Here is a 21,869-nt window from a genome sequence, read left to right on the forward strand (position 1 = left end):
CTCAGGTGCCCTCCGGCAGCGGTACGAACGGGGAGACCAGCAGGTAGTCCGGCTTGTGGGACTCGTCGTAGCCGGCGCCGCGGGCGATCACGAACTGGAACCCCCGGGGCAGGTCCGGTCCGGGGTGTTGCCGGCGCACGACGTGCTCGACGATGTCCCGCATCACCTCGTACGGCGCGGTGGTGGTGATGTCGACGCCGGGGGTGCCCAGGTGCGAGATCAGCTCGGCGCAGATGTCGAAGATCGCCTTGTCCTGCCGGCGTTCCGGGAACCAGACCATCTGTCGCCACTGCCGACGCGGGATGAGGGCGGTCTCGACCCACCGGGTCTGCTCGCCGTCGGCGGTGAGCACGCGGTGCAGCAGGTGGAAGTCGTGCTGCGCCGGTTCGGGGGCGAAGAACCGCCAGTTGCCGATGAACAACCCGGGCACGTCGTAGCGGCGGAACCGGTCGAAGACCTGCTGCGGGTGCTGACTGAGCACGGTCACCCCGAACCAGCCGACCAGGCCGGCGGTGATCGCGGTGGTCAGCGGGCGCAGGTCGGAGCCCACCCGGCGGCTCACCGGTCCCCCTCCACGCCCGACTCCATGACGTCGTCGACGAACGCGGTGAGGATCTTGACGACCTCCTCGGACCGCGCGGCGTCGGTGAGGATCTCGTCGTGGTCGGCGTCCTCGACCACGTGCCGCTCGGCCCGGGGCGCGGCGGCGGCGAACTCGTCGTGCAGGTCGGCCTGGACGGCGTCGGTACGCGCGGTCGCCCCGGCCGTCACCACCACCAGCGGCACGTCGATCCGGGGCAGTTCGGCGTCCTCGTCCTCGAAGCGTTCCTGCACCACCTTCCACTCCCGACGGGCGGCGGCCCAGAGTTCGGGGTCGCGGTACTGGGCCAGGGCGAGCTGGCGTACCGACTCCGGCAGCCGGTCGACCCAGGCGGCCCGGGGCAGCAGCGAGCCGAACCCGGCCCGCAGGGAGCCGGGCATGATGGCCAGGGTGCTGGTCAGCGCCTTGCCCCCCTCGGCCTGACGCAGGGAGCGGCGCAGTTCGGCGGGGTGGCTGGAGTCGACCAGGGCGACCCCGCGTACCTGCCGGCCGAGCTGTTCGGCGGCGAGCAGGGCCAGGTAGCCGCCGAGTGAGTGGCCCACCAGGATCACCGGCCGTTCGCCGGCCACGTGCCGGGCCAGGTCGACGAGGTCGTCCACCATGGTCTCGAACCGGTACTCCCCCGTGCCTCGGTAGCGGCTGGCGCCGTATCCGGCGCGTTGGTAGGTCACCGTGGTGAACCGCGTGCCCAGCGGGGCGGCGATCCGCTCCCAGTGCTCGGCCGTGGCGGCCAGCCCGCTCTCCAGCAGCAGCACCGGTCCGTCGGCGCCCGTTTCGGTCGGCTGCCCCGCGTGGCGGTAGGACAGGACGTTGCCGGCGGTGGTGGTGAGGGTGCGCTCGTCGCCGCGCCCCCGCTCGATCATCCGGCGCCGCCGGATCCGGGCGATCTGCCCGGCGGCGAAGAGGGCCAGCCCGGCGGCGCCCGCCATGGCTGGCAGGGTGTCGTCGCGCCGCACGCCGGCGGCGTCGCCGGTCCGCTCCCGCGGCCGGGTGGTGTAGGCGACCGCCGGATAGGTGGAGGTGAAGGCCCAGAAGAACCGGCCGAGCCCCATCACCCGGGCGTTGACCAGGTGGAACGCTCCGGCGGCGGCGAGCAGGTAGGGCGCGGGGCGGCCCCGGGCGGCGTACACGACCGGGAAGGCGCACTCCATCGCCAGCACCCCGTGGGCGGTGAGCTTGGTCAGCCTCGGGTAGCGGCGCATCAGCTGCCAGACCTGCGGGTCGCCGTAGGTGAGGGTCCGCACGATGCCGGGCAGTGCGCGCCCACTGCGCCAGGTCTCGCTGGGCAGCTTGGCCCAGCCGGACACGGTGTAGGAGAGCACCGACTGGAGGGCGACGAACCAGAGGCAGGCGTCCACCACGGCGGGGCGGCGCTGGTTGGCGCGGGCGGTGGTGGTGAGCGCCTGCACGAGGAAGGAGACCTGGTCGGCGCCGTCGCTGCCGTACAGGTGCTGGGCGTGCAGCGCGGCCTGGCTGCCGGTGAGCACGGCGTTGGCGGCGACCCGCTGCCGATGGTTGAGCGGCAGCCAGAGCGCGGCAGCCGCGGCGGCCCGGCTGACGTGCAGCGCGGTGACCACCCGCTCGTCGGCGGCCAGGTCCAACGCCTTGGTGAGGCGGGGAGAGTGTGCCTGGAAGGTACGCCGGTTCACCGCCCAGTTGTTCGCCCCGCCCCGCTGCCGGTCCCGACGCCGGGTGAGGTACTCGAGGCTGGCGAAGAGGTGGGTCACCGAGCTGATCCGCTCGGTCCAGGTCAGCACGGTGGAGCGGTCGAGAACGGCGGGTTGGCGGCGTCGGTCACGCCAGAGACGTCTCTTCATGGGGTCAGCGCTTCCTGACGGTGCGTGGAGAACCGGGGTGGGAGGGGGTCCGGCGGCGGCCGGGAGGGTCGGTGTGCCGTTGCGGCGGCACACCGACCCGGTACGGCAGTGACCGGGCGCCCGGTCGTGTGCCGAACCGCCTGCTACCGCGGTCGGGGCGTGGGACCGCCGAAGTTGCGGGCGGCGGCGTACCCGGCGGCGAAGAGCCCCGCCACCGAGCCGACCACGCCGACCCCGGCCGCCACGCCGACGATGGTCGCCGGAGTGGCCAGTACGGGCATCCCGCCGACCCGGGTGCACGCCTCGTCGGCGTCGATCGGGATCGTGGCGAGGGCGGGGTCCGCGTTCACCTTCACGGCGAGGACGGACATGGGTCACCTCCTGACTGAGGGTGTGGGCTGTCGGCGATCATTGCGGCCTCGGGCGGGTGCCCTCGGCCATGTTGCGGACGACGCCGATCATGTAGCCGGCGTGGAACGCCACGGCGCCGACGGCGACGCCGAGCGCCACCGCCGACGGGGTCGCGAGCACCGGGGTGAGCCCGGCCAGCCCACGGGCGGTCCGGTCCTGCTCGCTGAGGTCGCCGAACATCTCCAGGGAGATGTCGTTGGTGTGGTCGACGAGTGCGGTCATCTGGTTCACCTCCCTACGTGCAGTGGTTAGCCAGCGTGAAGGACGGCGCGCACGTCATTCACACCAGCTAAAATTTTCTGAATCGCTAGGATGTCCGAGGGGGCCACGGCCGTCAACCACGCACAGTGGGATCCACCCGATCGGCGAGGGGAGGGGAACCACATGGACCAATCGACGACGGGCACCCTCGCGGAAAAGATCAACAGGCTCTTCGAGGTGATCCGCCGACCCGACCGGGAGCACTACCGCAACGAGGAGGTGGCCACCGCCTGCCGCGAGGCCACCGGGGAGAGCTTCTCCACCACCTACCTCTGGCAGTTGCGCAGTGGCCGGCGGACCAACCCCACCAAGCGGCACCTGGAGGCCCTCGCCCAGTTCTTCCAGGTGCCGGCGGCGTACTTCTTCGACGACGAGCAGAGCTCCCGCATCGCCGAGGAGCTGGAACTTCTCGGCGCGCTGCGCGACAGCGCCGTACGACAGATCGCGCTCCGGGCGGTCACCCTCTCCCCCGAGGGGTTGGACACCATCAGCGACATGATCGAAGCCATCGGTCGTCGGGAGGCGCGCCGGGCCGGGCCGGCCGGCGCGGAGCCTCCCGGCCACGGCGACCGGCGCGGCACCGGCGGGCCGGGACGCGATGGCGGTTGACCGGAGCATGTGGCGCCGGTGCCAGCGGATCGTCGACACGCTGTCGATCCCGGCGCCCTTCGACCCCACCCGGTTCGTCGACTCGCTGGCCCGACAGCGGGGCCGCCCGGTCGAGCTGGTGCCGATGCCCGGCGGCGTGAGCCAGTGCGGCGCGCTCGTCGCCACCGACCGGGCCGACTATCTCTTCTACGCCACCAGCACCACCCGGCTGCACCGGGAGCACATCCTCCTGCACGAGGTCGGGCACCTGCTCTGCGGCCACGTCGACGACCGCTCCCTCACCGCCCTGCCCCCCGTGCTGCTGCCGAACCTCTCGGCCGATCTGGTCCGCCGGGTGCTCGGCCGCTCCGACTACTCGGCCGCCCAGGAGCAGGAGGCCGAGTTGATCGCCTCGATGATCGCCCAACGCGCCCGCCGTGGCCCGACCGCCGGCACCGGCCCCGTCGACCCCGAGGTGGCCGACGGCCTGGCCCGCCTCGGCTCGGTCTTCGACACCGGCTGACCAGGGCGGGGCGCCGTGCTGACCTGGCTCAACTTCGTCGCCTTGACGCTCGCCATCGTCGTCGCGGCCTACAAGCTCGTCCCGGTGGGCGGCACACGTCGCACCGACGGCACCCGCTACCTCTCCGCCTTCTTCCTCTGCATCGGCCTGGGCCTCGCCGTGATGTCACATCCGGTCCTCACGGCGATCGGCCGCGTCGAGCCGGTGCCGAACCTCGGCCGACTGCTCGGCAACAGCCTGGAGATGCTCGCCGCGTACTTCCTCGGCGCGCTCGGTCAGAGCATCGCCCGCCCGGCTGACACGCGGCGTTGGCTGCGCCGCCACGGTGTCCTGCTGGCCGGCGCGACCTTCCTGATGGCGGCGCTGCTGGTCGGCGCCGACACCACATTCACGTTGAACTTCGTCAACGCGTACTCGCGGGATCCGGTGGTGGTCGGCTACCTGGTGGTGTTCTTCAGCCACATCGCGGGCTGCCTGCTCACCTTCATCGCCAGCGTGGGCGGCTACGTGCGTCACGCCCCCGCCGGGGTGCTGCGGACCGGGCTGAGCCTCGTCGTCACCGGTGCCGCGCTGGGCATCGTCTGGGCCGCCTGGTCGGGCGTGCGGCCCGTGGTCACCCTGGTCACCGGGCGGCCCCTGGCCACCGCGCTGCCGATCGGCTCCACGCTGGGCTCGCTCTGCATGCTGTTCTGGCTGGCCGGGGCGACCCTGACCGCCTGGGGCGACCGGATCACGGCACCGCTGCGCTGGCTGCGCGCCCTGCGCCGGCTGCGTCGGATCGAACCGCTCTGGCGGGCGATGCGGGCCGCCGTGCCGCATGTGGCACTCAACACCAGCGGCGGCTGGCCGTTGCCCGGCGCGGAGTTCGCGCTCTACCGGCGGGTGATCGAGGTCCGCGACGCGCAGTTGGCGCTGCGCCCGTACGCGCATCCCGACGTGTCCCGCTGGCTCGGCCCGGCGGCGGACCCGGCCACCGTGGAGGCGGCGGTGATCGCCGCCGCCCTCGTCGGGCACGCCCGTGGTCGGGACTACCGTGCCGAGCACCCGTTCCAGGACGTGGACGCCTCGCTGGCCTCGGAGAGCGCCTGGCTGGCCCGGGTGACCCGGCAGTTCGTCGACTCGGCCGACGTGCAGCGGGTCCGCCGGCTCGCCGCCGCCGAGGCCGACCGCGCCGACCGGGAGGCCGTCGACCGGAACCGGTGACCCGCGACGCCCCCCGCCCAGGCGGGCGGGCGGCGGCTCCGGCTGGCCGGGGCCGCCGCACGCGGCGTACGTCGACCGGTCAGACCCGGGTGAGCCGGACCGCGTCGGCGACGACGAGGCCGGGGGCCGAACTCCACCGGCTGACCGCGACCCGGTTGGCGTCGCCGGCCGGCAGCGTGAACGTGCCGAGGGAGCGCCACTGCCCGCCGGTCGCCGCCTGGTTGACGATGACCGTCCGGTTGCCGGTGGTCGTGGACACGATGTACGGCGTGGCGGTGTTGTAGCCGCTGACGGCCGGCCACCAGGCGTCGACCCGGTAGTTCGCGGTCGCCGGGACGTTGAACCTGTACCAGGCGGCGTCGCTGGCGGCGACGGGCTGGGCGAAGCGGTAGTCGGTGCCGTAGCGCTGCGCCGAGTACGACGAGGTGCCCCAGTTGGTGCTGGCGGTGAAGCGGCCGGCGGTGGAGTTGTCCACCACGGAGCTCCAGGTGCTGCCGCCCGCCATCTTCGCGGCGACGTCGGCGCGCATCGTGTTCAGGTCGATGAAGGACGGGTCGATCTTGCCGCTGGTGCTCGTCTCGCGGTGGCCCCGGGCATAGCTGGCGTCCCTGCCCAGTCGCTTGAGGACGGCGGCCGTGGCGGCGATCGACGCGTTGTACTGCGCCGCCGTCATCTCCTGGTTGACCCCGTTGTAGTCGATCTCCCAGCCGATCATCAGCGTGTTGCCGTCACCGGCGGGGATCGGCCCGCTGCCCCGGCTGACGCCCGCGTGGTTGCAGCGGCCGGCGGAGATGACGTGGAAGACGCCGTGGTAGTCGACGAGGGCCTGGCAGAGCGGGCCGGGCAGGTCGGAGCGGCCGTTGATGCAGACGTTGAGCGCCGGGTGCGGGTTGCTGGCGCTGGAGGTGGCGGCGGTGTGGTGCCAGAGCACGCCGATCGGGTCGAACGAGCCGGGACGCATGCGGTTGACCCAGTCGCCGTGGGTGACGACCTGGACGCCCGCCCCCCGCAGGACGTCCACGAGCCAGGGAACGGTGGCCATCAGGACTCCCCGAGCAGGTCGGCGAGGCACTCGGCCTTCGGCGCGGCGAGCGGGGCGGCGCTCGCCGCGGCGGGCTTGGCGGCTACGGCCACCGCGGTGGCCACCAGGGCCGACATGCCCAGCACCCCACGTCGGGGGAGGCGGGCGGGTCGTGACGCGTTCATGGCGCTCCTTCAGACAAGGGCGGAGGGGTTCCGACTCATCGATGAACTGGTGACGCGCACCGTATATCGTCACGAGCATCTATGTCGATACCCTTCAACGCCCCTATTCAGGCTGAAGGAATTTGGCAACCGCGGTCCGGGTCCGACCACCCCGACCGGGGCCCGACCGGGGTGGTCGGAAGGGGTTCGTCAGGGGTTGCCGAGGGCGTCGATGTCGCGCATCTCCTCGGCGGTCAGCGAGAAGCCGAAGACGTCGGCGTTGACGCGGATCCGCTCCGGGGTCACCGACTTCGGGATCACCACGATCTCGTGGTCGATGTGCCAGCGGAGCACCACCTGGGCCGGCGAGACGTCGTGCGCGGCGGCGATGCGGGTCAGCACCGGGTCGGCGAGGTCGCTGGTCTTGAACGGGCTGTACCCCTCCAGCACCACTCCCCGGTCCCGGTGCTCCCGGTGCCGCTGCCGGTCGTACAACGAGGGGCTCCACCGGATCTGGTTGACGGCCGGGTTCTCCTCGGTCGCCTGGATGAGCTCGTCGATCTGCCCGGTGTCGTAGTTGCTCACCCCCACCGCGCGCGCGAGCCCCGCGTCCCGGGCGGCGAGCATCTCCCGCCAGACGGGGATGCTGTCCGCGGGGTTCGCCGGCGGCCAGTGCACCAGCCACAGGTCGACGTGGTCGGTGCCGAGCGCGGCCAGGCTCGCCTCGATCGTCTCCCGCTCCCGCCCGACCCGGTCCGGGGGCAGCTTGGTGGTCAGGAAGAGGTCCTCACGGCGCAGCCCGCTCTCCCGTACCGCCCGGCCGACCTCCTCCTCGTTGCCGTACATGGTGGCGGTGTCGACGTGCCGGTAGCCGGCGTCGAGCGCGGCGAGCACGGCGTCGTACCCGGCCTGGCCGGTGGCCTGCCACGTGCCGAAGCCCAGCAGGGGCATCCGCACCTCGCCGGGGAGCGTAACGGTGGGCTGGTCGTCATGGTCCATGCCGCGGGTCTTACCCGTGCTGACCTACCCCATGCCCGTCGAACCGGACACGCGGGTGGCCGGCGGGCCGGCGCGGATTGCCGGAGAATGCGGGTGTGGCTGACCCGCTGGAGGAGTACCGGCGCAAACGGGACGCGGCACGCACCCCCGAGCCGGTACCGAGGCGAGCACCGCCGCGCAGGCAACTCGCCGACGGCACGGCCCGGTTCGTCATCCAGCAGCACCACGCCCGGAGCCTGCACTGGGACCTGCGGCTGGAGCACGAGGGGGTGCTGGCCTCCTGGGCGGTGCCGCGCGGGCTGCCCCGCGACACCGGCCGCAACCACCTCGCCGTGCACACCGAGGACCACCCGATGGAATATCTCGACTTCCACGGCGAGATCCCGGCCGGCGAGTACGGCGGCGGGCGGATGACCGTCCACGACCGGGGCACCTACCGCTGCGAGAAGTGGCGCGACGACGAGGTCGTCGTCGTGCTCGACGGGGAGCGCACCTCCGGGCGGTACGTGCTCTTCGCCACCGGCGGCAGGAGCGGGCGGGACTGGATGGTCCGCCGCACCGACCCGCCGCCGGAGGGCTGGACGGGCATGCCGGAGCTGGTCCGGCCGATGCGCCCCACCCCGGCGACGAAGCTGCCCGCGGACGAGGCTCGGTGGGGCTACGAACTGCGCTGGGACGGGGTGCGCGCCGTCGCGTACGTCTCGGGCGGGCGGCTGCGGCTGCTCGCGGAGGACGACGAGGACGTCTCGGGGGCGTACCCCTGGCTGCGGGAGCTGGCCGAGGAGCTGGCGCCCACGGAGGTCGTGCTGGACGGGGTCCTGGTGCGCATCGACACCGCCGGGCGGGTGCGCCCGGCGCGCGGCGGACGGCGGACCCCCGACGCCCAGTACCTGATCTTCGACCTGCTCTGGATGGAGGGCGTGACCAGCGTCGACGTGCCGTACGCGCAGCGCCGGGAGCTGCTCGACGGCCTGGCGCTCGCCGGCGGGCACTGGCAGACTCCGCCCTGGTTCCCCGGCGCCGGCCGGGAGGCGCTGCGGACCGGGCGGGAGCAGGGGCTGCCCGGGGTGGTGGCCAAGCGCCTGGACTCGGTCTACGAGCCGGGCCGGCGCAGCCGGCACTGGCTGAGCATCGACGCGAGCCGAGACACGAGCTGAGACGGCGAGGAGCATCGTGTACCTGACGCACCTTGAGTGCCCGCGCTGCGGGCGGGAGCACGACGCCGGCAGGCTGACCAACCTCTGCGACTGCGGCTCCCCGCTGCTGGCCCGCTACGACCTGGCGGCGGTGGCGAAGGTGCTCACGCCGGAACGGTTCCCGCTGCGCCGCGCCGACCTGTGGCGCTACCGCGAGCTGCTGCCGGTGGCCGATCCCCGGCACGAGACGACGCTGGGCGAGGGCTGGACGCCGCTGCTGCGCACCCCGGCCTACGGCGCCGAGATCGGCATCGCGGACCTGATGGTCAAGGACGAGGGGTTGACCCCGACCGGCTCGTTCAAGGCGCGCGGCGCGGCGGTGGGCGTCAGCCGGGCCCGCGAGCTGGGCGTGCGGCACATCGCCATGCCGACCAACGGCAACGCGGGGGCGGCCTGGGCCACCTACGCCGCGCGGGCGGGGCTGGGCGCGACCATCGTCATGCCGCTGGACGCGCCGGCCATCTGCCGGCGCGAGTGCGTGGCGGCCGGGGCCGACCTGCGCCTGGTCGACGGGCTGATCGGCGACGCCGGGCGGCACGTCGCGGGGCTGGTCGCCGGCTCCGGCGGCGCGGTCTTCGACGCCGGCACGCTGCGGGAGCCCTACCGGCTCGAGGGCAAGAAGACGATGGGGTACGAGATCGTCGAGCAGCTCGGCTGGCAGGTGCCGGACGTGATCGTCTACCCCACCGGCGGCGGGGTCGGCCTGATCGGCATCCAGAAGGCGCTGCACGAGCTGCGCGAGCTGGGCTGGATCGAGGACAAGCTGCCCCGGCTGGTCGCGGTGCAGTCGACCGGCTGCGCGCCGATCGTGCGCGCCTTCGCCGCCGGTGAGCAGCGGGCGCGGCCCTGGGCCGACGCGCACACCGTGGCGTTCGGCATCACCGTGCCGGCCCCGCTCGGCGACGAGCTGATCCTCGACGCGCTGCGTGCCAGCGCCGGCACCGCGATCGCCGTGGACGACGCCGAGATCCTGGCCGACCTGCGGGACTTCGCCGCCCGCGAGGGGCTGCTGCTCTGCCCGGAGGGGGCCGCCGGCCTGACCGCCGCCCGGCACCTGCGCGCCGGCGGCTGGATCCGGGCCGGCGAACGGGTGGTGGTGCTCAACACGGGCGCGGGCGTGAAGTACCCGGAGACGGTCGACGTCGCCGACGTCCCGGTGCTGCCCGCCTGACGTGACACCCCCCGCCGTCAGTCGGTGGTGGGATCGGTCAGCCGCCAGGCGGCGCTGACCAGGCCGATGTGCGACAGCGCCTGCGGGGTGTTGCCGAGCTGCGCTCCCGTGCGCGGGTCGATCTGCTCGCTGAACAGGCCGACGTCGTTGGCGTGCCCGAGCAGCCGCTCGAAGAGCGCCTCGGCCCGGTCCCGCTCGCCGGCCATGGCCAGGCACTCCACCAGCCAGAACGAGCAGGGCAGGAAGCCCGCCGGGTCGGTGCCCCAGCGGCGCAGGAGACCGAGGCCGGCGCCCAGCTCGCGCTCGACCGCCTCGATGGTGGCGCGCATCCGCGCGTCGGTCGCCGGCAGGAAGCCCACCAGCGGCAGCAGCAGCACGGAGGCGTCCAGCTCCGGTGAGCCGAACGCGCCACCGTACGCGCCGGCCTGCTCGTGCCAGCCCTCGCGCAGCACGGCGGCCCGGATCTCGTCGCGGACGGCCGCCCAGCGCCGGGGGTCGGCCCGGTCGCCGAGGCGGGGCGCGAGCCGCACCGCCCGGTCCAGCGCCACCCAGCAGAGCACCTTCGACGTGAGGTAGTGCCGGTCGGTGTCCCGGGTCTCCCAGATGCCCCGGTCGGGCAGGTGCCAGGTGGCGGCCACCTGCTCGGTCAGTCCGAGCACCATCTCGCGCAGCTCCGTGTCGAACGCCTCGCCCAGGTGGTCGCGCAGTTGCCAGACCGCCGAGATCACCTCGCCCGGCACGTCGAGCTGGCGCTGCCGCCAGGCGTCGTTGCCGACCCGCACCGGCAGGCTGCCGCCGTAACCGCGCAGGTGGGCGCACTCGTACTCGGAGACGTCCCGCTCGCCCTCCAGGCCGAAGAGCACCGGCACGGGCTCGGGGCCGACCCGGCCGATCGAGCGGGCCGCCCAGGCGAAGAGCCGGGACGCCTCGGACGGGCAGGCCGCCACCCAGAGGGCGCGCAGGGTCATCGCGAAGTCGCGCAGCCACGAGTAGCGGTAGTCGTAGTTGCGGTCGCCGCCGACGAGTTCCGGCAGCGACGTGGTCAGGGCCGCGACCACCGCGCCGCTGCGGGCGTACGTGAGGCCGGTCAGCACGGTCGCGCTGTGCCGTACCTGCTCCGGGTGGCGGCCGTCGTAGTGGTGCGACTCCCGGTAGGCCTGCCAGGCCCGCACCGTCTCGGCGAGCGCGGCGACCGGCTCCAGCCGCGCCGGTCCCGCCCCGTACGCCTGCCCGTACGCCACGTCGAAGCCGACCACCTGTCCGGCGGAGACCTCGAACTCCTGCCGGACACGGTCGGAGTCGACGTTCGGCGGGATCTCCCCGGCGTGCAGGCTCAGCACCACGGGGCCCGCCGCCGCCAGCACCCCGCCGTCGGGCTGCTCGTGCAGGTACGGGGTGAGCAGGCCGTACTCCGGGCGGGGGCGGAAGTCGAGCGACATCCGCACCCGCCCGGCGAGTCCCTCGACGACCCGCAGCAGCACCGCCGGGGAGTTCATCCCCAGTTGGTGGCCGCGGGCGCCGAACTCGGCGGCGAGCGCGTCGGTGACCGCCACGCTCCCCTCCGGGGTGTGGTGCACGGTGCGCAGCACCAGCGTGTCGGCCACGTACGCCCGCTCCACCCGGTGGCCGGGGAGCCCGGCGGCGGTGGGTGCCAGCCGCCAGTGGCCGGCGTCCGGGTCGAGCAGGCGGCCGAAGACCGACGGCGAGTCGAACCGGTCCGGGCACCACCAGTCGACCGAGCCGTCCCGGCCGACCAGGGCGCCCGAACGGCAGTCGGAGAGGAACCCGTAGTCGGAGATCGCCTGCTGCTCCACCCGCTGCGGGTACCCCGTTCCCGCCGCCTCAGGCGGCACCGCGCGGTCAGGAGGTGGGTGGCTCGTCCTCGCCGGCGGCCTCCGCCGCGTCGGCCTCCTCCTTGGTGCGGTGCACCGCCTGGTCGGCGTGCTCCGGCGGACCGTAGACGGTGTAGAGCACGAGCGGGTTGGGGCCGGTGTTGACGAAGTTGTGCTTCGTGCCGGCGGGCACCACCACCAGGTCGCCCTGCACGACCTCGCGCTTCTCCCCCGCCACCCGGGCCTCGCCCGTGCCGCTGACGAAGGTCAGGATCTGGTCGATGCCCTCGTGGACCTCCTCGCCGATCTCACCACCCGGCGGGATCGTCATGATCACCAGCTGGGTGTGCTCACCGGTCCACAGCACCCGCCGGAAGTCCGGGCTCTTCTCGGCGACGGTCGCGATCGTGAAATGCTCCATGCCGTCACACATACCCGCTGCGGCCCGACACCACGCCGGGACTCGCAAATGGTGGAATTCGCCACTCGTGCGGGGTTTCGATCCCGGGTGGACGGGGATGGAGTGGACAGCCGGTGCACGGTGGCCGGTCGAGCCAGGTCCCCGCCGGCGTACCGCCGTACGGCTGCGGTGGTGGGAGACGGCCAGAGCGCGGCGACGTTCGATCCCCGGGATCCGGACGGCGCCGCGCGCTCGTGCCCGGCGCCCTCCGGGGTCGGACGTGAGCCGCTCCAGCGGTCCGGCGACCACCCGGGCGGACGTCCGATCAAGGAGAGCCACCGCCACCGCACCCCGGCTGACCCGCACCGGAACGGCTCAGTCGTCGTCCTCGGCCGACACCGGTTCCAGGCCCACGCAACGCACCCTCAGCTCGGACTCGCCCGACGGGCCGGTGAAGGTCACCTCGACGTCGTCGTCCGGCCCCGACTCCGCGTCCGAGATCCGGTAGCCCGGCGCGGGCGTCCAGGAGACCAGCCGCGCCCCGCCCGGCCCGCATTCGGCGACCGCGCTGCCACCCGTGGTGACGAAGGCGCGACGGACGCCCGCCGGGGCCGAGCCGCTGGCACCCGGCGACGACGGCCCGCCGGTCGGGGTCGCCGTCGGTCGGCCGGCCGACGTGGCGGCGGGGTCGGGGGACGCCAGGGCGCGCTCGACCTCGTCCTGGCTGAGCACCCCGCCCGGCGTACCGGCGATGCTCTCCCCCACCCACCGGATCGCGGCCACCCCGATCAGGGTGGCGACGACAGCGGTGGCCAGCCACCCGGCGACGGCGAGGAACGAACGGCGGCGCATTCCCCGAGTCTCCCCGATCGGGGGTTGGGACGAGCCCCGGACAGGGCTAAGGGAGGGTTAAGGTCGCCGCCGGCGCGTCCCGCGGCGGCTAGCCTGCCTCCTGTGGCCCGCCTGCTGCTCGTCGAGGACGACCTGACCATCCGTACGCCGCTGCTGCGGGCGCTGCGCGAGCGGGGGCACGCGGTGGCCGCCGCCTCGACCGCGATGGCCGGCCTGCGCGACGCGCTCGACGACCGGCCCGACCTGGTGGTGCTGGACCTGGGGCTGCCCGATCTGGACGGCCGGGAGCTGCTGCGGATGCTCCGCGCGGTCAGCGCCGTGCCGGTCATCGTCGCCACCGCGCGCGACGACGACACCGAGATCGTCCGGGTGCTCGACGCCGGGGCGGACGACTACGTGGTGAAGCCGTTCACGGCCGCGCAGCTCGACGCGCGGATCCGGGCGGTGCTCCGGCGCGGGACGGGCTCCGCCCCGGCCGAGGACCCGGCGCTGGAGGTGGGCGGGCTGCGGGTCGACCCACGGTCGCGGCAGGTCACCCTGGACGGCGCGCCCGTCGAGCTGACCCCGCGCGAGTTCGACCTGCTGCACCACCTCGCGGGCCGGCCCGGCCAGGTGGTCACCAAGCGGGAGCTGCTCGCCGAGGTGTGGCGGGTCCCGTACGGCGGCGCCGACAAGACCGTGGACGTGCACCTGTCCTGGCTGCGGCGCAAGCTCGGGGAGAGCGCGCAGGCACCCCGCTACCTGCACACCGTGCGGGGCGTCGGGGTCCGGCTCGAGGCGCCGGGGAGCGCCGGATGAGGGCCCGGCTGGCCCTGCTGGTCGCCGCGGTCAGCGTGCTCACCCTGGTCGCCTTCCTGGTGCCGCTGGCGCTGCTGGTGCGTACGGTCGCGGCGGACCGGGCCACCGTGCGGGCCACGGCGGACGCGCAGAGCCTCGTCACCGTCGTCGGCACCGCCGACACCGCGACGATCCGGCTGACCGTCGAGCAGTTGGCCACGGAGTCCGCGCGGTCCGTCACGGTGTTCCTGCCCGACGGCACGGTGCTCGGCGCCCCGGCCCCGCGTACGCCCGCGGTGGCGCTGGCGGCGCGGGGGCAGAGCCTCACCGCCGAGTCCGGCCGGGGACGGGAGGTGGTGATCGCCGTGCAGGGGCGCCCGGACGGCACCGGCGTGATCCGGACCGTGGTCCCGCCCGCCGAGCTGACCGCCGGGGTGACCCGGTCCTGGCTGGCCCTGGCCCTGCTCGGCGTGCTGCTGGTGCTGATCGGGCTGGCCGTCGCCGACCGGCTGGCCCGCACCCTGGTCCGGCCGATCGGTGAGCTCTCCGCGGTGTCGCACCGGCTCGCGAACGCCGAGCTGGACGCGCGCGTCACGCCCGCCGGGCCGTCCGAGCTGCGGGAGGTGGCCGGCGCCCTCAACCACCTCGCCGGCCGCATCCAGGTGCTGCTGGTGCAGGAGCGCGAGGAGGTCGCCGACCTCTCGCACCGCCTGCGCACCCCGCTGACGGCGCTGCGCCTGGAGGCCGAGTCGCTGCGCGACCCGGACGACGCGGCCCGGGTGACCGCGGCCGTGGACGGGCTGGAGCGCGCCGTCACCGGCCTCATCCGGCAGGCCCGCTGGCGCGTGCCGACGGCCGGGGCGGCCAGCGCCGACGCGGCGGCCGTGGTGGCCGAGCGGGTGGCGTTCTGGTCGGTGCTCGCCGAGGACACCGGGCGGGCCGTGACGCTCGACCTGGCACCCGGACCACTGCCGGTGGGCGTGCCCGCCGACGAACTGGCGGCCGCGGTGGACGCCCTGCTCGGCAACGTCTTCGCGCACACCCCGGACGGCACCGCGTTCGCCGTCCGGCTGACGGCGGAGGCGGGCCGGGCCACGCTCACCGTGGCGGACGAGGGGCCGGGCATGCCGCCGGGCACGATCGACCGTGGCGCGAGCACCGCCGGCTCGACCGGCCTGGGCCTGGACATCGCCCGCCGCGCCGCCCAGGCCAGCGGGGGCCGACTCGTCCTGGGCGCCGCGCCCTCCGCAGGCACGCAGGTACGCCTCGAACTCGGCCCGCCCCGGCCATGACCGTCCCTCGGCCTACGGCCCGCGGCCCCGGGTGGCCCGGCTGCTGCGACCCCCGACCGGCCGGGCCGCGCAAGGCTTAACCCGGCCTTAGCGTTCGGGCAGCGTGGCGCTATCGGAACCGGCGCGATGCTGGGCACCGGAAACCGAGGAAGGGTGAAACGAGATGAAGCGCAAGTCCCTGGTGCTGGCGTCGCTGGGAGGCGCCGCCGTGCTCGCCGTGACCGGCGCGACCTTCGGCGTCGCGGCGGCCGACGGTGGCACGGCACAAGCGACCACCCTGGCCGCAGCCACCACCGCCCCGACCACGCCGGGTACGCCGGGCGCCCCGAGCGGCGCCCCGGCGCCGAGCGGTACGCCGGCCACCGGCACCCCGTCGGCGACCGGCACCCCGTCGGGCAGCGGCGCTCCGGCCGCCGGCGACGACGCGGTGAGCGAGCAGCGGGCCGGCGAGATCGCGCTGGCCCGGGCCGGCGGCGGCAAGATCGTCGAGGTCGAGCGCGAGGACGAGGACGGCCGCGCCGTCTGGAGCGTCGAGATCGTGTCCGGGCAGACCGAGCACGAGATCGACGTCGACCGGGGCGACGGCACCGTGGTCAAGGCCGAGCAGGAGCCGGTCGACGACGACGATGACGACGACCGCGACGACGACGACTCGGACGACGACTCCGACGACCGCGACGACGACTGATCCACGGCCGTCACCGCCGCCGTCCCGCCACGCGGGGCGGCGGCGTTGCCGTTCCGGGGCCACCGCGACGGTACGGGCCGATCGACCCTGTGACGGACACCGATGTCTGGCTACATTGGGGTATGGTGCCCGCCCACGAGGGCCGGGCGGCGGAACCGGTCTACCGCCCCATCCTCGCCAACCGGCGGGGCGAGCTGGAGGCGCTCGGTCATCTCGACGACGTCGTCGCACCCCTGCTCGCCCCGGTCCTGCAGGTCTCCGTCCTGGACCAGCTCACGCTGGACGTGCTCCGTCAACTCCCCGGAGGGCTGCTCACGGCCGTCGACGTCACCGGCCTGCCAGACGCCCCGGAGACCGAACTGGTCCGCTGGGGCGTACCGCTGATGCCGGTGATCGGGTTCGCGGACAGCGACCGGCGCCTCGTGGCGCACGGCGCCGCGGCCCGGGCCCACGCCCGGCGGGCCGTCGTGCGGCTGCGGATCGGCCACGACCGGACCGGCCCGGACGCGGCCACGGCGGCCACGGAACGGGTCTGGCGGTTCACCCGCCTGGTGCCCGAGCAGTGTGACCTGCTCCTCGACGCGGGCGACGTGTGCTGCCGGGCCGACGTGCGGGTGGCCGAGCCACGCATCCGCCGGCTGCTGGAGTGGGCCCGCCGGCACGCCTGGCGCTCGGTGAGCGTGGCGGCGGGCGGGATGCCGCCGGCGGTCCGCGCCCTGCCCACCGACGAGCCGGTACGCCTCGACCGTTGGGACTGGCAGCTCTGGCAGCGGCTGGCCGACCTCGGCGTCGGCTATGGCGACTACGGCGTCGGCTCCGCGGTGCCCGGCGCCGAGCAGTCGGGCGACCGGCTGCCCACGGTCCGCTACACCACCGACGGCGCCTGGTGGGTGTACCGCTGGTCGCGGCGGGGCGGACGCGGCGACGACCGGTTCGCGGACCTGTGCCGCACGGTCGTCTCGGCACCGCACTGGCCGGCCGCCGGCGCGGCCTTCTCCTGGGGCGACCACGAGATCCTGCGGCGCGCCCGCAGGGGCGCCGGTGCCGGATCCGCCAGCAACTGGGCGGCGTGGAGCACCTCGCACCACCTGGCGCACGTGCTGGCCACCCTGGCGCACCCACGGCGGGAGTCCACGCCGGGGCCGTGGCGCTCCGGTCAGGCGTTCCCGGACCGGGGTCGTCCCGCCCGGCCGCACCGCGGCGGGGAGACCCACCGGGCCGGCTGAGGGCCGCACGGCCCACCGGCGCCGGCGGGAGGGCGGCGTACCGCCGTCACTGCTTCTCGCTGAACCCGAACTGGATGACGCCCTCGTCGTCGACGCTGGCGTCCACCGAGGCGTCACCGAGCAGCTCGGCGGCGTCGGAGTCCAGGAAGATGCGCGCGCCCTGGTTGTCGACCACGTGGTCGCCGTCGACCGGTTCGGCGACCAGTTCGACGGTGAGCGAGCCCGCGTCGGTGTCGGCGGCGATCCGCACCCCGCCGTCCTCGGCGACGTCCTGCTGGTTGGCGAGGTCTCGGATGACCAGCACGGCGTTGTCGGTCATGGTGAGCATGGCGGAACTCCTCGTGGATTCTCGGATTCACGGTGCGGGACCGGGCATCGGCCCGCGGACGAGCACACGTGGGAGGCGATGGATGGCGACACGCACTGGCCGTCGCGCTTCGGGGCGGCTGAGGGCCCCTCCACGACCTACGTTGCCCCCTGCCGGGGCATCCGTCAAATAGAGCGGATTCAGTGCGCGCGTCGGGCGTGATCCGGTCGGAGACGGGTAACCACCACCACGACGGCCGCCCGGCCGGCGCCGACGGAAAATTTCTTTCCATCGGCGGCCTTTCCTGGCAGATACCTGCATGGCAGCATCTCCCCATGCATCGTCGTCTCTTCCCCCGGACGCTCGCGCTGGTGGCGCTGGTCGCCGCCGCCGCCACGGCGGGCGCGCCGACCGCCACCGCCGAGTCCCCCACCCCCGCGGCGACCCGCCTCAACGCCACCATCGACGCGATCCTCGCCGACAGCCGGCTGGCCGGGGCGCAGGCCTCCGTGGTGGTCAAGGACGCGACGACCGGCGAGACGGTCTACCACCGCAACGGCGAGCGCCGCCTGGTGCCGGCCTCCAACACCAAGCTGCTGACCTCGGCGGCGGCGCTGGAACTGCTGGGGCCGGGCCACCGCTTCAGCACCGAGGTGCGCACGAGCGGCGCCCGCCGGGCGGGCCTGGTCTCCGGCGACCTCTACCTGCGCGGCGGTGGCGACCCGACCATGCTGGCCGCCGACTACGACGCGCTGGCCGCGCAGGTCGCCGCCGCGGGCGTCCGGGTGGTCACCGGCGACCTGGTGGCCGACGACACCCGCTACGACAGCACCCGCCTCGGGCCGGACTGGACCTGGGACGACGAGCCGTACTACTACGCCGCGCAGGTCTCCGCCCTGACCGTGGCACCGGACACCGACTACGACGCGGGCACCGTCGTCGTCCACGCCGCCCCCGGCGCGACCGCCGGCGCGCGTCCGGTCGTCACCACCACCCCGGCCACCCGCTACCTGAAGATCGAGAACCGGGCCGAGACGGTCGCCGGCGGGGAGACGTCGGTCTCCTTCGAGCGCGCGCACGGGAGCAACACGGTCGTGGTGACCGGGCAGATCGCGCTCGGCGCCGCGCCGGCGAGCGACTGGGTCAGCGTCTGGGAGCCCACCGGCTACGCCGCCGACGTCTTCCGGTCGGCGCTGCGCCGGCACGGCGTACGGGTGCTCGGCCGGACGGTGCTCGGCCAGCCCACCCCGGAGAACGCGACCGAGGTGGGCCGGCACCGCTCCATGCCGCTGGCCGAGCTGATGGTGCCGTTCCTGAAGCTGTCGAACAACGGGCACGCCGAGGTGCTGACCAAGGAGATCGGCCGGGTGCTCTCCGGCGCCGGCACCTGGTCGGCCGGGCTCGCCGCGATCAGCGAGTACGTCGCCGACGCCGGGGTGGACACCGGCACCCTGCGCCAGCGCGACGGCTCCGGGCTCTCCCGGCGCAACCTCGTCCCCGCCGACGAGTTCGTGGACCTGCTCACCGCCGTACGCACCGAGCCCTGGTTCGACACCTGGTACGCGGCCCTGCCGGTCGCCGGCGAGGCGGACCGGTTCGTCGGCGGCACCCTGCGCAGCCGGATGCGGGGCACCCCGGCGGCGGGCAACGTGCACGCCAAGACCGGCAGCCTGACCGGGGTCTCCGGCCTCTCCGGCTACGTCACCGACGCCGACGGGCGGGTGCTGGCGTTCTCGATCCTGCTCAACAACTACCTGGCCTCCTCGGTGAAGACGCTGGAGGACCAGATCGCGATCGCCCTGGCCTCGTACACCGCGAAGAGTGTGACCGGCGCCCGGGTCGCGCCCCCGGCGGCGCCCGACGTCCCCCGGGTCCCGGAGGGCCTGGAGTGCGCCTGGATCAAGCCGAACGCCTGCTGACGGGCCGGCGGGGCCCGGTGCGAGGGCCCCGCCGGCGTCAGGCGACGGGACGGTGCGGAAGCTCGGCGGCCGGGTCCCCGCGCTCGATCAGCGCGGCGATCTCGGCGGGACGCAGGCCGCGTTGCGCCAGCACGCGGGTCCCCCAACGGTGCAGCCGGCACGGGTGCGGGCTGGCGTCGTTGCGGCAGACGGTCCCGCCGGACCAGGCCCTGGGCGCGTGCACCACGATCGCCCGCACGGCGAACTGGGCGTCCTCGACCGTCACGTACGGCGGCATCGGGATCTCCCGGAGCACCTCCCCGGACGGCTCCCCGGCGCCCCGGGGGGTGCCCGGACGGACGGTGCGGGTCGTGACGCTGCTCATCGGTCAAGCCTCCACAAGGGATTGTCGGAGATGGACAGCAGAAAGTTACGACAGGCTCGACGCAGCGCGACGGACAAACTGTCCCGCGAGGTGGACACGGACCACCCGGCGGCGGGGGACCGTCGTCGGGGCGGAGCCGCCGGTCAGCCGGCCGCCCGCGCCCGCAGCCGGGCGGCCGTCCGGCGGGGGTCGTAGTCGGGGGCGACGCCGTCGACGATCAGCGCCGCGCCCGGGATGTGCCGGGTGCGCAGCGGCAGGATCTCCTGGTACGCCGGCGAGTCGTACCAGGCGCGGGCCCGGTCCAGGTCGGGGAACTCGATGACGACCACGGTGCCCGGCCAGTCGCCCTCCCTGACCTCCACCTCGGCGCCGTGCACCCGGAACCGGCCGCCGAACGGTTCCAGCGTGGCCTGGATGCGCTCGAGGTAGGTGAGGATGTCCTCGTTGACCGGGGTGTCGTGCAGGTGGGCGAGCGCGAACGCGGGCATGGTGCCTCCCGGGAGCCGGTCCGCCCGGCCGGACGGACCGGGGCGGTACGCCGAGTCTTCCGCCGGCACGCCCCCGGCGTCGATTACCCGTCAGGTAACGACGGCGGGTCGCTCCCGCTCAGGCGCGTTCGAGCACGACGACGGGGATCTCCCGGTCGGTCTTCGCCTGGTACTCGTCGTACGCCGGCCAGATGGCGGCCATCGTGGACCACATGCGCGGCTTCTCCTCCGCCGTCGCGGTCCGCGCCCGCGCGGTGAACCGCTCGGCGCCCACCTGCACCTCGACCAGCGGCTCGTCGAGCAGGTTGAGGTACCAGGCCGGGTGCTTCGGGTCGCCACCCTGCGAGGCGACGACCAGGTAGGCGTCGCCGTCGCGGCCGTAGATCAGCGCGGTGCGCCGCAGCTTGCCGCTGCGCCGGCCCCGGGTGGTCAGCAGCAGGGTGAAGACCCCGGGCCGCCACTCGTGCCCCTCGCCGCCGCCGGTCTCGACGTACCGCCGGATGTGGTCGGCCACCCAGCCCTGCGGGCTGTCCAGCACCTGCTCGCCCATCGGCCCTCCCGTTCGCCCTCGCGCACCCGGTCGTCGCGACCACGCTACTCCGGGCAGCGGCCGGTCGCCGGGCGAACGAGGCCGCCCGGACGCCCGGGTCAGCGCAGCGCGACCGCCTGGACGCCGACGTTGCCGCAGTCGTCGCTGAACGCCTGCTCCACCGTCCAGGTCAGCACCAGCCGGCTGCCCTTCGGCGCCTGGAACCGGATGGTGAACTCGGTGGACCGGCTGGTGTGCCGGTCCTCGATCCGCAGGGTCCGGCTCGGACCGCCGACGGAGAGGCGGGCGTCCAGCCGTCCCCGGGCCATCCACACCCCGCCGTACAGCCGGACGGTGCGCGCCCGACCGTCGGCGACCACCGCGAGCGTGAAGCCGCTGCCGGCGCCGCACCGGTAGACCCCGTGGGGCGAGCCGCTCACCGACGCCACCGGGCTGCCGTCGCGCCAGCTGAAGGTCTCCTGGTTGTCGTCCCAGCCGCCCCGCCGGCCGGTGCCGCCCTCGTCGCGGATCTCGCCGGAGCCGCCGCGCTTGCGGACCGCCGACTCCGCGCCGCGCAGGCCCCAGTGGACCCAGTCGCGGCTGCCCACCGTGGTCAGGTCCACCTCGCCCGGTGCCTCGGCCATGCTGGCGGCGAGCACCGCCCGCACCGGCGGCGCGGACGTCGGTGGCGTCGGTGGCGTCGGAGACGGGCTCGGCGGACGTTGCCGGGGCCGCAGCCCGGGCGAGACCAGGCCGGCGTCGAGGTCGCGCCCCTCCAGCCCGGGGAAGCCGCTCGGCCGGCCGGCGCCCGCCGGTACGCCGCCGGCGGTCTCGCCCTCCGGCTCGGGGTCGCCGGCGGTCAGGTACGACACGAGGGCGACCAGGCAGGCGACCACGGCGATCCCCTCGACGGCCCACCGGCGGCGCTGCCGCGCCCGGGCCAGCCGTCGCAGGGTGGTGCGGGTGTGCCCGGCCTGTGGCGGGGGTGGGGGCGGCGTCCCGGGCGGGGCTGCCGGCCCGCCGCCCCGGCGGCCGTACCGCGGCGGCCGGATGCGCTGTCGGGTGAGGTCTTCCTCCGCCACCGACCCTCCACCTTCCACCGGCCCCGGCCCGGTCGCGGGCGTCCGTTGTGGGCGTCCCGCGCCCGCACCGCCTCGTCCGTTGCGCCGGACGGACGGGCGTGTCCAGTTCGTCACCGGACGGTAGCGGACATCGATCAGGACCGCGGTCGCGGGTCCCG

The 21,869-nt window shown here is 74.7% G+C and carries 25 protein-coding genes; 10 read left to right on the plus strand and 15 right to left on the minus strand.

From position 1 onward, the window contains the following. Position 1: 1 nt before the first annotated feature. The 4 genes from V6U77_RS05680 to V6U77_RS05695 all read right to left on the minus strand — a co-directional run bounded on the left by V6U77_RS05680 (position 2) and on the right by V6U77_RS05695 (position 3,051). Positions 2 to 562, minus strand: a complete 561-nt coding sequence (locus tag V6U77_RS05680) for a hypothetical protein (protein ID WP_334605097.1) — start codon at positions 560 to 562, stop codon at positions 2 to 4. Next, positions 559 to 2,418 carry an alpha/beta fold hydrolase gene (locus tag V6U77_RS05685; protein WP_334605098.1) on the minus strand — a complete coding sequence of 620 codons (1,860 nt, stop codon included), beginning with the start codon at positions 2,416 to 2,418 and terminating at the stop codon, positions 559 to 561. The genes V6U77_RS05680 and V6U77_RS05685 overlap by 4 nt, the downstream gene beginning before the upstream one ends. A gap of 143 nt (positions 2,419 to 2,561) precedes the next feature. Then, positions 2,562 to 2,789: a hypothetical protein gene (locus V6U77_RS05690; RefSeq protein WP_334605099.1), complete on the minus strand. Its 228-nt coding sequence runs from the start codon at positions 2,787 to 2,789 to the stop codon at positions 2,562 to 2,564. A 37-nt stretch (positions 2,790 to 2,826) separates the two neighbouring features. Continuing rightward, complete coding sequence (locus V6U77_RS05695; RefSeq protein WP_334605100.1) at positions 2,827 to 3,051, minus strand: hypothetical protein; 225 nt, start codon at positions 3,049 to 3,051, stop codon at positions 2,827 to 2,829. 162 nt (positions 3,052 to 3,213) lie between these two features. Here V6U77_RS05695 and V6U77_RS05700 point away from each other — a divergent pair, with 162 nt between their 5' ends. From V6U77_RS05700 to V6U77_RS05710, 3 genes are read left to right on the plus strand one after another with little or no spacing between them, the layout of a single operon-like run. Next, a complete protein-coding gene (locus V6U77_RS05700; protein WP_334605101.1) occupies positions 3,214 to 3,699 on the plus strand; it encodes an XRE family transcriptional regulator in 486 nt (161 codons plus the stop codon). Then, a complete protein-coding gene (locus V6U77_RS05705) occupies positions 3,689 to 4,201 on the plus strand; it encodes a hypothetical protein (protein WP_334605102.1) in 513 nt (170 codons plus the stop codon). Before V6U77_RS05700 ends, V6U77_RS05705 begins: the two co-directional genes overlap by 11 nt. A gap of 15 nt (positions 4,202 to 4,216) precedes the next feature. Next, a complete protein-coding gene (locus tag V6U77_RS05710; protein ID WP_334605103.1) occupies positions 4,217 to 5,404 on the plus strand; it encodes an MAB_1171c family putative transporter in 1,188 nt (395 codons plus the stop codon). Between the two features lie 79 nt (positions 5,405 to 5,483). On the opposite strand, the gene V6U77_RS05715 is transcribed toward V6U77_RS05710, so the two are convergent. From V6U77_RS05715 to V6U77_RS05725, 3 genes are all read right to left on the minus strand, one after another. Beyond that, positions 5,484 to 6,446 (minus strand): golvesin C-terminal-like domain-containing protein, encoded by a 963-nt coding sequence (locus V6U77_RS05715; protein WP_334605104.1) that lies wholly within the window; start codon positions 6,444 to 6,446, stop codon positions 5,484 to 5,486. Then, on the minus strand, positions 6,446 to 6,610 hold the full coding sequence (locus V6U77_RS05720; RefSeq protein ID WP_172896572.1) for a hypothetical protein: 165 nt from the start codon (positions 6,608 to 6,610) through the stop codon (positions 6,446 to 6,448). Before V6U77_RS05720 ends, V6U77_RS05715 begins: the two co-directional genes overlap by 1 nt. A gap of 189 nt (positions 6,611 to 6,799) precedes the next feature. Next, entirely contained in the window at positions 6,800 to 7,588 is a 789-nt protein-coding gene (locus tag V6U77_RS05725; protein ID WP_334605105.1) for an aldo/keto reductase, read from the minus strand. Between the two features lie 95 nt (positions 7,589 to 7,683). On the opposite strand from V6U77_RS05725, the gene V6U77_RS05730 reads away from it, so the two are divergent. Together V6U77_RS05730 and V6U77_RS05735 are read left to right on the plus strand one after the other, a co-directional pair. Beyond that, positions 7,684 to 8,745: a DNA polymerase ligase N-terminal domain-containing protein gene (locus tag V6U77_RS05730; protein WP_334605106.1), complete on the plus strand. Its 1,062-nt coding sequence runs from the start codon at positions 7,684 to 7,686 to the stop codon at positions 8,743 to 8,745. A gap of 16 nt (positions 8,746 to 8,761) precedes the next feature. Next, on the plus strand, positions 8,762 to 9,955 hold the full coding sequence (locus tag V6U77_RS05735; protein ID WP_334605107.1) for a threonine synthase: 1,194 nt from the start codon (positions 8,762 to 8,764) through the stop codon (positions 9,953 to 9,955). 17 nt (positions 9,956 to 9,972) lie between these two features. Here V6U77_RS05735 and V6U77_RS05740 read toward each other — a convergent pair whose 3' ends face one another. The 3 genes from V6U77_RS05740 to V6U77_RS05750 form a co-directional block, all read right to left on the minus strand. Beyond that, positions 9,973 to 11,769, minus strand: a complete 1,797-nt coding sequence (locus tag V6U77_RS05740; protein WP_334605108.1) for a glycoside hydrolase family 15 protein — start codon at positions 11,767 to 11,769, stop codon at positions 9,973 to 9,975. A gap of 46 nt (positions 11,770 to 11,815) precedes the next feature. Next, a complete protein-coding gene (locus V6U77_RS05745; protein ID WP_089001794.1) occupies positions 11,816 to 12,208 on the minus strand; it encodes a cupin domain-containing protein in 393 nt (130 codons plus the stop codon). A 354-nt stretch (positions 12,209 to 12,562) separates the two neighbouring features. Beyond that, complete coding sequence (locus V6U77_RS05750; RefSeq protein WP_334605109.1) at positions 12,563 to 13,039, minus strand: septum formation initiator; 477 nt, start codon at positions 13,037 to 13,039, stop codon at positions 12,563 to 12,565. Positions 13,040 to 13,141: 102 nt separating this feature from the next. Between V6U77_RS05750 and V6U77_RS05755 the strand changes: the two genes are divergently transcribed. From V6U77_RS05755 to V6U77_RS05770, 4 genes are all read left to right on the plus strand, one after another. Then, on the plus strand, positions 13,142 to 13,837 hold the full coding sequence (locus V6U77_RS05755) for a response regulator transcription factor (RefSeq protein ID WP_334605110.1): 696 nt from the start codon (positions 13,142 to 13,144) through the stop codon (positions 13,835 to 13,837). Then, on the plus strand, positions 13,834 to 15,108 hold the full coding sequence (locus V6U77_RS05760; protein WP_334605111.1) for a sensor histidine kinase: 1,275 nt from the start codon (positions 13,834 to 13,836) through the stop codon (positions 15,106 to 15,108). Before V6U77_RS05755 ends, V6U77_RS05760 begins: the two co-directional genes overlap by 4 nt. Positions 15,109 to 15,271: 163 nt before the next feature. Continuing rightward, the gene (locus tag V6U77_RS05765; protein ID WP_334605112.1) at positions 15,272 to 15,796 is read left to right on the plus strand and encodes a PepSY domain-containing protein; all 525 of its coding nucleotides are present in this window, start codon (positions 15,272 to 15,274) and stop codon (positions 15,794 to 15,796) included. A 122-nt stretch (positions 15,797 to 15,918) separates the two neighbouring features. Beyond that, positions 15,919 to 17,022 (plus strand): beta family protein, encoded by a 1,104-nt coding sequence (locus V6U77_RS05770; protein WP_334605113.1) that lies wholly within the window; start codon positions 15,919 to 15,921, stop codon positions 17,020 to 17,022. Positions 17,023 to 17,068: 46 nt separating this feature from the next. Here V6U77_RS05770 and V6U77_RS05775 read toward each other — a convergent pair whose 3' ends face one another. Beyond that, entirely contained in the window at positions 17,069 to 17,350 is a 282-nt protein-coding gene (locus V6U77_RS05775) for an adhesin (RefSeq protein ID WP_334605114.1), read from the minus strand. Between the two features lie 314 nt (positions 17,351 to 17,664). On the opposite strand from V6U77_RS05775, the gene dacB reads away from it, so the two are divergent. Beyond that, complete coding sequence (gene dacB, locus V6U77_RS05780; RefSeq protein WP_334605115.1) at positions 17,665 to 19,248, plus strand: D-alanyl-D-alanine carboxypeptidase/D-alanyl-D-alanine endopeptidase; 1,584 nt, start codon at positions 17,665 to 17,667, stop codon at positions 19,246 to 19,248. Positions 19,249 to 19,285: 37 nt separating this feature from the next. On the opposite strand, the gene V6U77_RS05785 is transcribed toward dacB, so the two are convergent. The 4 genes from V6U77_RS05785 to V6U77_RS05800 all read right to left on the minus strand — a co-directional run bounded on the left by V6U77_RS05785 (position 19,286) and on the right by V6U77_RS05800 (position 21,711). Continuing rightward, complete coding sequence (locus tag V6U77_RS05785) at positions 19,286 to 19,612, minus strand: hypothetical protein (protein WP_334605116.1); 327 nt, start codon at positions 19,610 to 19,612, stop codon at positions 19,286 to 19,288. Between the two features lie 143 nt (positions 19,613 to 19,755). Next, positions 19,756 to 20,100, minus strand: a complete 345-nt coding sequence (locus V6U77_RS05790; protein ID WP_334605117.1) for a DUF1330 domain-containing protein — start codon at positions 20,098 to 20,100, stop codon at positions 19,756 to 19,758. A 118-nt stretch (positions 20,101 to 20,218) separates the two neighbouring features. Beyond that, the gene (locus tag V6U77_RS05795; RefSeq protein ID WP_334605118.1) at positions 20,219 to 20,650 is read right to left on the minus strand and encodes a nitroreductase family deazaflavin-dependent oxidoreductase; all 432 of its coding nucleotides are present in this window, start codon (positions 20,648 to 20,650) and stop codon (positions 20,219 to 20,221) included. 98 nt (positions 20,651 to 20,748) lie between these two features. Then, positions 20,749 to 21,711: a hypothetical protein gene (locus V6U77_RS05800; RefSeq protein ID WP_334605119.1), complete on the minus strand. Its 963-nt coding sequence runs from the start codon at positions 21,709 to 21,711 to the stop codon at positions 20,749 to 20,751. Between the last annotated feature and the right edge of the window lie 158 nt (positions 21,712 to 21,869).

This window comes from Micromonospora sp. CPCC 205546 (assembly GCF_036902715.1).
Taxonomy (GTDB): domain Bacteria; phylum Actinomycetota; class Actinomycetes; order Mycobacteriales; family Micromonosporaceae; genus Micromonospora.